Source organism: Actinokineospora auranticolor (assembly GCF_041897805.1).
Taxonomy (GTDB): domain Bacteria; phylum Actinomycetota; class Actinomycetes; order Mycobacteriales; family Pseudonocardiaceae; genus Actinokineospora; species Actinokineospora auranticolor.
Genome location: NZ_CP154825.1, coordinates 3171913 through 3184934 on the forward strand (window position 1 = coordinate 3171913; position 13022 = coordinate 3184934).

The window sequence follows — 13022 nt, forward strand, 5'->3', positions numbered from 1 at the left end:
CAGGATCACCCGAACCCCACAGCGACACCGTTACGCTGTGCGAGGTGTCGACCGACCCGCCCACCGCGCACGGCGGCGGCCTGCTGCTGTTCCGCTACAGCGGCGTGCCGGTCGTGCTCGCCCACTCCTGGTGGCTGGGCGCGCTGGCCGTGGTCGTCTTCTACGCGCCGCTGGTCGGGTCGCTGCTGCCCGGCGCGGACACCACCACCTCGATCCTGCTCGCCGCCGCGTTCGCCGTGCTGCTCGGCGTCTCCGTGCTGGCCCACGAACTCGGGCACTGCGTGGTCGCGCTGCGGCTGGGGCTGCCGGTGCGCAGGCTGCGGCTGTTCCTGCTCGGCGGCCTCGCCGAGATCTCCCGCACCCCGCGCCGACCTGGCCACGAGGGCGTGGTCGCGGCGGCCGGTCCGGCGGTGTCGATCGCGCTGGCCGGGGCCTGCGGGTTGGGGCTGCTGGTGATGCCGTCCGAGGGCCCGGTGTGGCTGCTGGTCCTCGAGTGCGCCTTCGCCAACTCCGCCGTCGCCGTGTTCAACCTGCTGCCCGGCCTGCCGCTGGACGGCGGCCGGATGCTGCGCGCGGGCGTCTGGGCGTGGACCGGCAGGCGCGGCGCGGGGACCAAGGCAGCGGTGGTCGGCGGCTGGGCGGTCGCCGGGCTGCTGGTGCTGTGGGCGCTGTGGGGCCTGGCCGAGGCCAGCCCGGACCGCTGGCTGCGGCTGGGCGTGTGCCTGCTGACCGCGTGGTTCGTCGTCGCGGGCGCCTCCGGTGAGCTGGCCGCCGAGCAGCGCCGCTCCTGGCCCGCGGGCCTGACCCTGGCCGACGTGGTGCGGCCGGTGCTGCAACTGCCCGCCGAGAGCCCGGTCGCCGACGCGCTCGCCGCCGCGGCCGGGCGCGGGGTGGTGCTGGTGCGCGCCGACGGCGTGGCCGCCGGGCTGCTCGACGAGGTCGCCGCCCGGGCGCTGGCCGCGCGTTCCCCGTTCTCCCCGGCCGAGCAGGCCGCCGAGCCGATCCGGCCCGAGTCGGTGCTGCTGTCGTCGGAATCCGGCGAGGACATCGCCGAGCGCGTGCACGAGACCCCGGCCTGGCAGTTCGTCGTCGTCGACGACGAGGGCCGCCCCTCCGGCGTGCTGCACCGCGAGGACCTGAAGGCCGCCCTGCGGGCCCGCGGCGCGGGCTGACCCGGGTGCGGTGCCGGGCACCGGCCTCTGCGACGATTCCCCGTCGGTTGACGGAGCAGGTGGAAGGCGAGGCGCGGGTGTCGGCACGCAAGGTCAGCGGTCCCTTCGAGGCGGGGGACCGGGTGCAGCTCACCGACCCCAAGGGCAGGCACTACACGCTGGTGCTGACCGCGGGGGAGAAGTACCACACGCACCGCGGCGCGCTGGCCCACGACGACATCATCGGGCAGCCCGAGGGCTCCATCGTCAGCTCGGTGGCGGGCACCGCCTACCTGGCGCTGCGCCCGCTGCTGTCGGACTACGTGCTCTCCATGCCCCGCGGCGCCCAGGTCATCTACCCCAAGGACGCCGCCCAGATCGTCATGCAGGGCGACATCTTCCCCGGCGCGCGGGTGCTGGAGGCGGGCGCCGGGTCCGGCGCGCTGACCTGCTCCCTGCTGCGCGCGGTCGGCCCCACCGGCACCGTGACCTCGTACGAGATCCGCGACGACCACGCCGAGCACGCCGAGCGCAACGTCCGCGAGTTCTACGGCGAGCACCCCGAGAACTGGACCCTGGTCGTCGACGACCTGGCCAACCACACCGGCGAGGTCGACCGGGTCATCCTCGACATGCTCGCCCCCTGGGACGTGCTGCCGATGGTTTCCACCAACCTCATCTCCGGCGGCGTCCTGGTCGTCTACGTCGCCACCACGACGCAGCTGTCCCGGGTCACCGAGGCGCTGCGCGAGCAGACCTGCTGGACCGAACCGCACGCCTGGGAGACCCTGATCCGCCCCTGGCACTCCGTCGGCCTCGCCGTCCGCCCCGAACACCGGATGATCGCCCACACGGCGTTCCTCATCACCGCCCGCCGCCTCGCCGACGGCGTCGTCACCCCGCGCCCCCAACGCCGCCCCAGCAAGGGCTAGACGCACGGCGCCCGGGTGACCACACGGGTCACCCGGGCGCCGGGCACGTCAGGTCAGCGGGAACACCAGGTCAGAGGGTGACGCACCAGCCCTTGGACCCCTTCTGGAACACCACCGGGAAGCTGATCGGGTCGGTCCCGCCGAAGGTCACGTTCAGCGGCACCTGCCCGGTCGCGTTGTCGGCGTAGACCGTCGGCTCACCGGCCACGGTCACCTCGCCGCCGTTGGGCGCCACGCTCGTGTAGAGGATGCCGGGGTCGGTGCCGTCGCAGGTCAGGCCCTTGGCCGCGGCCTCGTCCTTGGCGTTGACCGCGTCCGCGTACGCCTTGCCCGCCGCCTTCAGGTCGGCGCCGCCGCCACCCGAGCCGCTCGAACTGCTCGGCTCCTCGGAGGGCTCCTCCGACGGCTCCGACTTCTTCGTCGTCCGCGTCGACTTCTTCGTGGTGGTGGTCGGTTCCTCGCTGCTGCTCTCGCCGCCGCCCGCACCGCCGCCGGGGTTCGCCGAGGTGGAGCCGCTGTCGCGGGTCATGAAGTAGATGCCGACGCTGGCGCCGCCCAGGACCAGCACGACGATGGCCACGATCGCCACGATCTTGCCGACGTTGCGCTGCGGCGGCTCGCCGCCGGGGCCGCCGAACCCGCCCTGGTAGTAGGGCTGCGGCTGGCCGTAGGGGTCCTGGCCGTAGGGCTGCTGGGGCTGCTGCCCGTAGCCCTGGTACGGCTGCTGCTGCTGCTGGCCGTACGGGTCGGGCTGCTGCTGGTAGGGGTCAGGCTGCTGGTACGGCTGCTGCTGGCCGTAGGGGTTGGGCTGCTGACCGTACGGGTCCTGCCCGTAGGGCCCCGGCTGGTTCGGTGGTTGGGTCATTGCTCCCAGGCTCCCCTGACTCCTCAACGTGTCCCCGGTCGGTTTCCCACCCGGGACTCCTGTACCCGACGGGCCGCCCCGACGCGGTGACCCGGTCAGGCCGACGCGGCGTGGACATCCGGGGAGGATACGCGGCCCCCACCGGCCCCTTTGGGGGTGTGACCCGCGGACCGCCCGCGCGCGGGGCCGCTCAGCGCGGCTGCTCCCCGCAGAACCGCCAGCGGCCGTCCTCCTTGACCATCTTGATCTCGATGTGCGCGTTCTTGGTGCGACCGCCCTGGTCCAGCACGAGCGCGATGCGCGCGGTGGCCTTCTCGCCGTCCACCTTGGGCTCGCCGTCCGCGCGGGCCGTGACGTCGTAATCGGCCAAGCCGCGCTCGAGCTCCTCGGCGGTGGTGCCGAACCTGGTGCGGTACGCCTCGCACGCCTCGGCCAGCACGTCGTCGAAGTGCTTGGCCTCGTAGGCACCCATGTACATGTCCCGGACGGTCTCCGGGCCGCTCGCGCGCTCCGGCTCGGGTGGGGCGCCCCGGTCGCGGCTGAGGTAGTAGACGCCCACCCCCGCGCCGACCACGAGCACCAGCGCGACGGCCGCGATCAGCAGGACCCGGAGAGCGCTCCGGCGGCGCGGTGGGGGTGTGGCACCCGGGTACCGCGGGTCGCCATCGATCGGCGGGGTGGGGGGCTGCGGGGGGTGCGTCATGTGGCCTCGGCTCCCTCGCTCGGGTCGTCCGGCGGGCCGCCCGCCGCCGCACTGTTCTGGCGCCCGCCCATCCTATTGGCCCAGGTACCCGCCGCCGCGTCCGACCACGGGTCCGGTGGCGGGCACCGCCACCGGACCCGACCGGCTCAGATCCCGATCCGCTCCACGCACCAGGTGTCGCCGGACTTCTTCAGCCGGGCCCGGGCGGTCTGCTCCTTGTCCTCGACCGTGATCTTGATCTCCGCGATCGCGCTGTCGCCGTTCTCGGTGACCTTGTCCACGTGCACGTTGGTGAACTTGGGGGTCTTCTCGGAGTCCACCTGCTGCTGCGTGACCTGGTCTTCCTTGTCGCACAGCAGCTTGTTGTAGGCGTCCGCGTCCTTGTCGCCCAGCGCCGAGGCCACCAGCTCCGCCGTGCCCTGGGCCGAACTCGTGCTCCCGCCGCCGGTCAGCACCAGGATCAGCGTCACCACCACGGCGATGACCACCAGGCCGCCGCCCGCGAGCAGCAGCGGCTTGCGGTTGGTGCGCGGCGGCTGCGGGTAGGGCTGGCCGTAGGGGCCGTAGCCCGGCCCCGGGGGCTGGCCCTGGCCGTACTGGCCGGGCTGCTGGGGGTAACCCGGTTGGCCGTAGGGCTGCTGCCCGTACGGCTGGCCGCCCTGCGGGGGCTGCTGGCCGAACTGTCCGGATGGTGGGAACTGGTCGGCCGGGGGGACCTGGCCCGCGGCGGGGTCCGGCGCGCCCGGCTGGGGCTGGGGCGGCAGCTGCGGGTACGGCGCGAACTGCGTCGGGTCCTGGCTGCCACCGGGCTGCGGCTGCCCGAACGGCCCCGTGCCGGGTGCCTGCCCCGGCTGCGCGGGGTATCCGCCCTGGTCGGGGTGGGGGCCGGGCTGCCCGGGCTGCTGCCCGTACGGGTCCGGTTGCTGCGGTGGCTGGGTCATCGTCCCCCGGCTTTCTGGCTGCGGTGGGTGGCTTGAGGGGTACTGCTGGGCGCGCGCGGTCGGCCTAGTACACGGACGCACCGTAATGGCCGGCCGGTTCCCGCCGGCACCGGGATGGCCCATTCGGTGCCGCCGTTCCGGTGTTGCACTTCGGTGACACGCGGGTTCCTGGCCGTTCATGCTCTGTCCTTGTCGGTGATCGCCGGTACCGTAGGGGTACGAGTTCGGGAGGAGGTGCCGACGTGCAGCACGATCGTCCCGGCAGTCGGCCGGAAAACGCCGACGGTGAGCACGGAGGCTCGGCGGACCAGGGGCGCGAGCGCCCGGATCGGTCCGATGCCGCGCAGATCCGTTTCCTCGAAGAGGAAGTCGCTCTGCTTCGCCGGAAACTGACGGAATCACCACGGCATTCGCGACTGCTGGAGCAGCGGCTGGCGGAGGCGTCCGAGCGGGTGAGCCAACTCACCGAGCGGAACGCCAAGCTGGTCGACACGCTCCGGGAGGCGCGGGGCCAGCTCCTCGCCCTGCGCGAGGAGGTCGACCGCCTCGCCCAGCCGCCCAGCGGCTACGGCGTGTTCCTCGAAGGACACGAGGACGGCACGGTCGACGTGTTCACCGCGGGACGCCGCATGCGGGTCTCGGTGTCGCCCGCGGTGGAGGGCGAGAGCCTGCGCCGCGGCCAGTCGGTGCGCCTCAACGAAGCCCTGACGGTGGTCGAGGGCGGCGGCTTCGAGCGCACGGGTGAAGTGTCCACACTGCGCGAGCTGCTGGTCGGTGAAGGCGAGGAGGTGGCGAGCCGGGCGCTGGTCGTCGGGCACGCCGACGAGGAGCGCGTGGTCTGGCTGGCCGACCCGCTGACCGCCGCGCCGCTCAAGCCCGGCGACTCGCTGCTGGTCGACGCCAAGTCCGGCTACGCCTACGAGCGGGTGCCCAAGGCCGAGGTCGAGGACCTGGTGCTGGAGGAGGTGCCCGACGTCGACTACGCCGACATCGGCGGCCTGTTCCGGCAGATCGAGCAGATCCGCGACGCCGTGGAGCTGCCGTTCCTGCACAAGGACCTGTTCGCCGAGTACGAGCTGCGCCCGCCCAAGGGCGTGCTGCTCTACGGCCCTCCCGGCTGCGGCAAGACGCTCATCGCCAAGGCGGTGGCCAACTCGCTGGCGAAGAAGGTGGCGGCGGCGCGCGGCGACCAGGCCCCGAAGGACGCCAAGTCCTACTTCCTCAACATCAAGGGCCCCGAGCTGCTCAACAAGTTCGTCGGCGAGACCGAGCGGCACATCCGGCTCATCTTCCAGCGGGCCAGGGAGAAGGCCTCCGAGGGCACCCCGGTGATCGTGTTCTTCGACGAGATGGACTCGATCTTCCGCACCCGCGGCAGCGGCGTCTCCTCCGATGTGGAGACCACCATCGTCCCGCAGCTGCTGAGCGAGATCGACGGTGTCGAGGGCCTCGAGAACGTCATCGTCATCGGCGCGTCCAACCGCGAGGACATGATCGACCCGGCGATCCTGCGGCCGGGCAGGCTCGACGTGAAGATCAAGATCGAGCGGCCGGACGCGGAGGCGGCGCGGGACATCTTCTCCAAGTACCTCACCCGCAACCTGCCGATCCACGCGGACGACCTCGCCGAGTTCGGCGGCGACAAGTCCACCTGCATCGACGCGATGATCCAGCACACGGTCGAGCGCATGTACGAGGAGACCGAGGAGAACCGGTTCCTCGAGGTCACCTACGCCAACGGGGACAAGGAGGTCCTGTACTTCCGGGACTTCAACTCCGGCGCGATGATCCAGAACATCGTGGACCGGGCCAAGAAGGCGGCCATCAAGTCCGTGCTGGAGACCCAGCAGCCCGGTCTGCGCGTGCAGCACCTGCTGGACGCGATCGTCGACGAGTTCGCCGAGAACGAGGACCTGCCCAACACCACCAACCCGGACGACTGGGCGCGGATCTCGGGCAAGAAGGGCGAGCGGATCGTCTACATCCGGACACTGGTCACGGGCAAGAACCAGGAGTCCGGCCGGGCGATCGATACGGCCACCAACACCGGCCAATACCTCTGAGTGCCCCACCCCGTCCCGCGCGGACGGGCGGAATGGACAGTGCACAGTGGCCCCCGACCGACCGGTCGGGGGCCACTGGCCGTTCGGTCGGTTCTTTTCCCCCGCTTCCCCTTCGCACATTTCTTTCGGGCGGGGAAATGACGGAGTGCGCGGGAAATCGGTCGGCGGAACCGGTTTCGGAGAGTGACCGCGGCTGGGCGAGCCCCCGGAGCGGGGAGGGGCGCGGTCACCGGTACGGTCCGAGTCGATCACCCGGAAGAGTCGAGACGAAGGACGACCGTTGCGACGCGTCCACGCCGCCGCCATAGCCGCCATTCTCCCCGCCACCCTGGTCGCGGCCTGCTCCAACCGCCCCAACGACCTCTACACCTACTACGACGACCCCACCGCCACGACGACCACCGCGGACGCGCCCCAGCCCGCCGCCATCGCCTCCACCCCGGCCGCGGCCCCGACCTCGACCGCGTCGAGCTCGGAGGGCCTGGTCGCCGCCGCCGCGCTGACCCCGGCGGACCTGGCGGAGGAAGAGGTCACCGCCGCGCCGGACCAGCCGGTGGAGTCGTGGGAGCTGCCGTGCGCGGTCACCGTCGGCGCGGGCCGCGACGCGGGGACCGCGACGGCGTGGCGGTACGCCAGCGGCGCGGAACTCGTCCAGTACGTCGCGCACACCCGCGAGGCCGTCTCGGCGACGGCGGCCATCAAGGTGGACAAGGCGCGGTGCGAGCGGCGGCCGTCGACCTCCTCGGCACCGACCTCGACCCCGGCTGCCCCGTCCGGCTACCGCCTCGACCAGCCCGCCGCGCTGCCCGAGTTCCCCGGCGTGGACGCCAAGGCGACCTGGTGCGCGGGCACGGCGAACCGGGCCACCTGCGCCGTTGTGCTGGCCAGTGGCGAGGTCGTCTCGGCCGTCGCCGTGACCGCGTCCAGCGCGAGCCGCGCCCGCACCGCGCTGACCCGCGTGTCGGCGAAGGCGTACGCGGCGCTCACCCGCGACGCCTGAACCACTCCTCGACCGCCAGCCGCCCGTCCGGCACGAAACCCCACGACGGGTCCGCCAGCCGGGCCCGCAGCTCGGTGAGCGTCAGCCACCAGCCGTCGGCGACCTCGGACTCCTGGTGGGTGATCGGGCCGTCCCAGCGGGCCTCGTAGGCCCACAGGTGCTCCCGCACGGGCGGGTCGGCCAGTTCCATCGGAAGGGTGAACAACGGCGTCAGCGGCACGCCCGAGATCCCCAGTTCCTCGGCCAGTTCCCGCTGCGCGCACACCTCGACCGGCTCGTCGGCGGCCACCACGCCACCGGCCCAGCAGTCGTGCAGGCCGGGGTAGACGTCCTTGCTCTCGGTGCGCCGGTGCACGTAAACCCGCTGGCCGTCGCCGGAGAGCACGAGCACCGACGCGCACGCGTGCCACAGGCCCTCCGCCCGCATCCGGTCCCGGGGCACCGCGCCGATCCGCGCGCCCGCCGCGTCGTAGAGCGCCACTTGTTCCACGCCCGCCACGTTAGCCCCCGGTGAGCGGTACGTGTCCCGGCGAACCGGACGGTTCCCGCCCCGTAGGCTGGGCGCATGCGGCGGATCATGGGAACCGAGGTCGAGTACGGCATCGCGGTGCCGGGCGACGCGACGGCCAACCCGGTGTTGACATCGACCCAGGTCGTGCTGGCCTACGCGGCGGCGGCGGACATCCCCCGCGCCCGCCGGGCCAGGTGGGACTACGAGGTGGAGTCGCCGCTGCGCGACGCGCGCGGCTTCGACCTCGGGGTGCCCGGCATGGCGCCCACCGACCCCGACGTCGAGGACCTGGGCGCGGCCAACGTCATCCTCACCAACGGCGCCCGCCTCTACGTCGACCACGCGCACCCCGAGTACTCCGCGCCCGAGGTCACCAACGCCCGCGACGCGGTCATCTGGGACAAGGCGGGGGAGCGGGTGATGGAGGAGGCCGCGCTGCGCGCCGCCACCGTGCCCGGCCAGCCCCGGCTCCAGCTGTACAAGAACAACGTCGACGGCAAGGGCGCCAGCTACGGCACCCACGAGAACTACCTGATGGCCCGCAGCACCCCGTTCGTGTCCGTGATCGGCGGCCTGACCCCGTTCTTCGTCTCCCGCCAGGTGGTCTGCGGCTCCGGCCGGGTCGGGCTCGGCGCCTCCGGCGAGCACGCGGGCTTCCAGCTCTCCCAGCGCGCCGACTACATCGAGGTCGAGGTCGGCCTGGAGACCACGCTCAAGCGCGGCATCATCAACACCCGCGACGAGCCGCACGCCGACGCCGACAAGTACCGCAGGCTGCACGTCATCATCGGCGACGCGAACCTGGCCGAGACCAGCACCTACCTCAAGGTCGGCACCACGGCGCTGGTCCTGGACATGATCGAGAGCGGGGTGCGCTTCGACCACCTCAAGCTCGCTGACCCGGTGCGCGCGGTGCACGTGCTCAGCCACGACCCGACGCTCAAGGCCACCGTGGAGCTGTCCAACGGCCGCAAGTTCACCGGCCTGGACATCCAGCACGCCTACCACGAGATGATCGCCGAGCACCTGGACCGGGTGGACGTCGACCGGGTCCAGCTCGACGTGCTCAGCACCTGGGGCGAGATCCTCGACGCGCTGCGCCGCGACCCCATGGAGTGCGCCGACCGGCTGGACTGGCCCGCGAAGCTGCGGCTGCTGGAGGGCTTCCGGGCCCGCGACGGCCTGGCCTGGTCCTCGCCCCGGCTGCAACTGGTCGACCTGCAGTACTCGGACGTGCGGCTGGACAAGGGCCTCTACAACCGGCTGGTGGCCCGCGGCTCGATGAAGCGCCTGGTCACCGAGGAGGAGGTGCGCGCCGCGGTCACCAACCCGCCGCTGGACACCCGCGCCTACTTCCGCGGCCGCTGCCTGGAGCGCTACCCGAACGCCATCGCCGCGGCGTCCTGGGACTCGGTCATCTTCGACCTGGGCCGCGAGTCGCTGGTGCGCATCCCCACCCTGGAGCCGCTGCGCGGGACCAAGTCGCACGTCGGGGCCCTGCTGGACGCGGCGAACACGGCCGAGGAACTGGTCGACGCGCTGACCGGCGCCGCCCGTCGCTGAGCGCGACGCCCGACGGGCGGAGATTCGATCTTGTCCCCGGCGCGGCCCGCGACGAACAGGGGTTCGGCTGGGTAGTGTTCGTGGCAGGGCCAAGCCAACACCGGGAGGCGACATGTCCCAGGAGCAGACGCAGCGGCAGGGCGGCGGCGACGGCGACGACGGCGTCGAGGACAGCACCGCGGCCGGGCAGGAGCGCCGGGAGAAGCTCGGCGACGACACCGACGCCATCCTCGACGAGATCGACGACGTCCTCGAGGAGAACGCGGAGGACTTCGTCCGCGCGTACGTGCAGAAGGGCGGCCAGTAGGCGCCCCGCGCCACACCGGTCGAAGATCGCGTCCGCCACCGACAGGCAGGATTGACAGCAGGTATGGAAAACACCCCGTCCCGCGGGCAGTGGGCGCCCGGGCTCCCGGCCGCCTACCTGACGGCGGGCACCTCGTCGTTCACCGACTTCCTGCGCGCCCAGGCCCCCGAGCTGCTGCCCGGGGGTCGCGGCGCGGGTGACCAGCGGCCGGTGGTCGCTGGCCAGCGCTCGGCGGTGGACGCGGTCCCGCACGGAACGACGATCGTCGCGCTCACCTTCCCGGGCGGCGTGCTGATCGCGGGCGACCGGCGGGCCACCTCCGGCAACGTGATCGCCCAGCGCGACATCGAGAAGGTGTTCGTCACCGACGACTACTCGTCGGTGGGCATCGCGGGCACCGCGGGCCTGGCCGTGGAGATGGTCCGGCTGTACGCGGTCGACCTGGAGCACTACGAGAAGATCGAGGGCGTCGGGCTGTCCCTGGACGGCAAGACCAACAAGCTGGCCAGCCTGGTGCGCGGCAGCCTCGACATGGCGATGGCAGGCCTGGCCGTGCTGCCCCTGTTCGTCGGCTACGACCTGCACGCCGAGGACCCGGACAGCGCGGGCCGGATCGTCAGCTTCGACGTCACCGGCGGCCGCTACGAGGAGCGCGCCGGGTACCACGCGATCGGCTCCGGTTCGGTGTTCGCCAAGTCCGCGCTGAAGAAGCTCTACCGCCCCGACGCCGACCGCGAGACCGCGCTGCGGGTGGCCGTCGAGGCGCTCTACGACGCCGCCGACGACGACTCGGCGACCGGCGGACCGGACCTGGCGCGCCGCATCTACCCCAGCATCGTCACCATCACCGGTGCCGAGGGCGCGGTGCGGGTGTCCGAGGACGAGGCCGCCGCCGTGGCCGCCGCCGTCGTCGCGGCCCGCGCCGAGCACCCGCGCGGCTGAGCCGTGCCCCCCGAAGCCCCGTCGCCAGACCCGAATGAGCCTGCCGTGAGTGAGGAGCCCGCCCCGTGACGATGCCGTTGTACGCCTCGCCCGAGCAGTTGATGCGCGACCGCTCGGAGTACGCCCGAAAGGGCATCGCCCGGGGCCGCAGCGTCGTCGCGCTCAAGTACGCCGACGGCGTGGTGTTCGTCGCGGAGAACCCGTCGGCGACGCTGCACAAGGTCTCCGAGATCCACGACCGGATCGGCTTCGCCGCCGCGGGCCGCTACAGCGAGTACGAGAGCCTGCGCCGCGGCGGCATCCGGCACGTCGACCTGTGGGGCTACTCCTACGACCGCCGCGACGTCTCCGCCCGGCAGCTGGCGAACGTGTACGCCCAGACCCTGGGCACCATCTTCACCGAGCAGGTCAAGCCGATGGAGGTGGAGCTGTGCGTGGCCGAGGTCGGCGCCACGCCCGCCCAGGACCAGCTCTACCGGCTCACCTACGACGGCTCGATCGTCGAGGAGACGCAGTTCCTGGTGATGGGCGGGCAGACCGACCCGATCGTCGCCTCGCTCAAGGACAGCTACGCCGACGCGCTCGCGCTGACCGACGCCATCCGGGTCGCGGTGAAGGCGTTGGGCGCGGGCGCGCCCAACGGTGCCGCGGACGGCCCGGCGCTGGACAAGCTGGAGGTCGCGGTGCTGGAGCGCACGCGCCCCCGCCGCGCGTTCCGGCGGATCCAGGGTGCCGCGCTGACCGCGCTGCTGCCCCCGGTCGACGCCGAGCCCGCGAAGCCGGTCGAGGACGTCGAGCTGCCCCCGGACGGCGCGGGGGGCTGAGCTGCCAGGAAACCCCCGAGAAATCCACTGTGGACTTGGTCTCGTCCGCAGTGGATTTTTTCGTCTACGGGTGCATTCTTGGTTTACCGGGATGACCCGCCCACTCGTGGTGATCATCCGTCTACGCCTGGTGGCCGACCCGGGCGCGGAGGCGCTACCCGCCGGTTCCACACGCCGCGTGGCGAAAATGTGCCTTTCTTCCCAGCGGGGTCCGCGGGGTTTGCATAACGTGGCGTTAGCGGGCATAACTCAGATGTGAGTGAGTTGGAACTCCGTCATCTGCGCGTCATCCGCGCGGTCGCCGACGCGGGCAGCCTCTCCAAGGCCGCCGTGCGGCTGGGGGTCTCCCAACCGGCGCTGACCGCGCAGCTGCAACGCCTGGAGCGGCGCATCGGCGGCCTGCTGTTCGCCCGCACCGGCACCGGCGTGGTGCCCACCGACCTGGGCGACTACGTGCTGGCCGCCGCCCGCGTGCTGCTCGACGAGGTGGACGAGCTGATGGCGGGCGTCCGGGCCAGGACCCAGGCCGCCACGCTCAGCGGGCAGGTCCGGGTGGGCGGTCCGCCGGGGCCGATCGTGCCGCTGCTGGCCACCGCCATCGCCGACCGGCTCGGCGGTGCCGAGGCGTCCATCGACATCGACATGCACCCGGCGGAGCTGGTCCGCAAGGTGCTCGACCGCAAGGTGGACTTCGCGTTCCTGGAGGAGAACCCCGGGTTCCGCACCCCGCTGCCACCGGGCTTGCTCAGCCGCGTCGTGCTGCGCGTCCCGCTGTTCGTGGCCATCGCCGAGGACCACGAGTTCGCGGGCAGGCGGGAGATCGCCCTGGCCGAGCTGGCCGGGGCCAACTGGGTGATGCCGCCGGTCGCCGAGGGCACGGAACAGCTGGCGTTCACCCGGGCCTGCGCCGCCGCCGGGTTCACCCCGACGATCAAGCACCAGCTGTCGGACTCGACCACCATCCGCACCCTGGTCCAGAACGGCTCGGTCACCCTGGCCAAACCCGTGGCCAGGGAGAACGGCGGCGTGGTGATCCGGGCCCTGGAGGGCGCCCCGCTGCGCCAGGAGATGGTCCTGGTCTGGCACGAGGAGAGCGCCTTCACCGGCGCCGCCGACCACGGCCCCGACGCGCTGCTGCACGCCTTCGGCCAACTGACCGACACCAACCCGCTGTTCGCGCGGTGGTGGGCGGAGTTCGGCCCACCCGAGTCCCGCTGAGC

At 72.6% G+C, this 13022-nt stretch carries 13 protein-coding genes; 9 read left to right on the plus strand and 4 right to left on the minus strand.

All coding sequences use genetic code 11. The annotated features are described in order from the left end of the window. The first annotated feature begins 44 nt into the window (after window positions 1–44). Together V5P93_RS14465 and V5P93_RS14470 are read left to right on the plus strand one after the other, a co-directional pair. Complete coding sequence (locus tag V5P93_RS14465) at window positions 45–1172, plus strand: site-2 protease family protein (protein WP_181043253.1); 1128 nt, start codon at window positions 45–47, stop codon at window positions 1170–1172. 77 nt (window positions 1173–1249) lie between these two features. After that, on the plus strand, window positions 1250–2083 hold the full coding sequence (locus V5P93_RS14470) for a tRNA (adenine-N1)-methyltransferase (protein WP_104476732.1): 834 nt from the start codon (window positions 1250–1252) through the stop codon (window positions 2081–2083). A 70-nt stretch (window positions 2084–2153) separates the two neighbouring features. On the opposite strand, the gene V5P93_RS14475 is transcribed toward V5P93_RS14470, so the two are convergent. The 3 genes from V5P93_RS14475 to V5P93_RS14485 form a co-directional block, all read right to left on the minus strand. Beyond that, entirely contained in the window at window positions 2154–2948 is a 795-nt protein-coding gene (locus tag V5P93_RS14475) for a hypothetical protein (RefSeq protein ID WP_104475970.1), read from the minus strand. A gap of 190 nt (window positions 2949–3138) precedes the next feature. After that, the gene (locus tag V5P93_RS14480; RefSeq protein ID WP_104475972.1) at window positions 3139–3651 is read right to left on the minus strand and encodes a hypothetical protein; all 513 of its coding nucleotides are present in this window, start codon (window positions 3649–3651) and stop codon (window positions 3139–3141) included. Window positions 3652–3797: 146 nt separating this feature from the next. Beyond that, the gene (locus V5P93_RS14485; protein WP_219823908.1) at window positions 3798–4592 is read right to left on the minus strand and encodes a hypothetical protein; all 795 of its coding nucleotides are present in this window, start codon (window positions 4590–4592) and stop codon (window positions 3798–3800) included. Between the two features lie 242 nt (window positions 4593–4834). On the opposite strand from V5P93_RS14485, the gene arc reads away from it, so the two are divergent. Further along, the gene (arc, locus tag V5P93_RS14490) at window positions 4835–6655 is read left to right on the plus strand and encodes a proteasome ATPase (RefSeq protein WP_104475974.1); all 1821 of its coding nucleotides are present in this window, start codon (window positions 4835–4837) and stop codon (window positions 6653–6655) included. A gap of 280 nt (window positions 6656–6935) precedes the next feature. After that, the gene (locus V5P93_RS14495) at window positions 6936–7655 is read left to right on the plus strand and encodes a hypothetical protein (RefSeq protein WP_181043254.1); all 720 of its coding nucleotides are present in this window, start codon (window positions 6936–6938) and stop codon (window positions 7653–7655) included. Here the strand turns inward: V5P93_RS14495 and V5P93_RS14500 are convergent. Next, window positions 7639–8082: an NUDIX domain-containing protein gene (locus tag V5P93_RS14500; RefSeq protein ID WP_104476733.1), complete on the minus strand. Its 444-nt coding sequence runs from the start codon at window positions 8080–8082 to the stop codon at window positions 7639–7641. The genes V5P93_RS14495 and V5P93_RS14500 overlap by 17 nt on opposite strands. Window positions 8083–8220: 138 nt before the next feature. Here V5P93_RS14500 and dop point away from each other — a divergent pair, with 138 nt between their 5' ends. From dop to V5P93_RS14525, 5 genes are all read left to right on the plus strand, one after another. After that, window positions 8221–9729 (plus strand): depupylase/deamidase Dop, encoded by a 1509-nt coding sequence (gene dop / locus V5P93_RS14505; RefSeq protein ID WP_104475978.1) that lies wholly within the window; start codon window positions 8221–8223, stop codon window positions 9727–9729. Window positions 9730–9841: 112 nt separating this feature from the next. Beyond that, window positions 9842–10036: a ubiquitin-like protein Pup gene (locus V5P93_RS14510; protein ID WP_104475980.1), complete on the plus strand. Its 195-nt coding sequence runs from the start codon at window positions 9842–9844 to the stop codon at window positions 10034–10036. Between the two features lie 63 nt (window positions 10037–10099). After that, window positions 10100–10978 carry a proteasome subunit beta gene (gene prcB, locus V5P93_RS14515; RefSeq protein WP_104475982.1) on the plus strand — a complete coding sequence of 293 codons (879 nt, stop codon included), beginning with the start codon at window positions 10100–10102 and terminating at the stop codon, window positions 10976–10978. A gap of 65 nt (window positions 10979–11043) precedes the next feature. After that, a complete protein-coding gene (gene prcA / locus V5P93_RS14520) occupies window positions 11044–11802 on the plus strand; it encodes a proteasome subunit alpha (protein ID WP_104475984.1) in 759 nt (252 codons plus the stop codon). A 255-nt stretch (window positions 11803–12057) separates the two neighbouring features. Next, window positions 12058–13020: a LysR family transcriptional regulator gene (locus V5P93_RS14525; RefSeq protein WP_104475985.1), complete on the plus strand. Its 963-nt coding sequence runs from the start codon at window positions 12058–12060 to the stop codon at window positions 13018–13020. Window positions 13021–13022 lie beyond the last annotated feature (2 nt).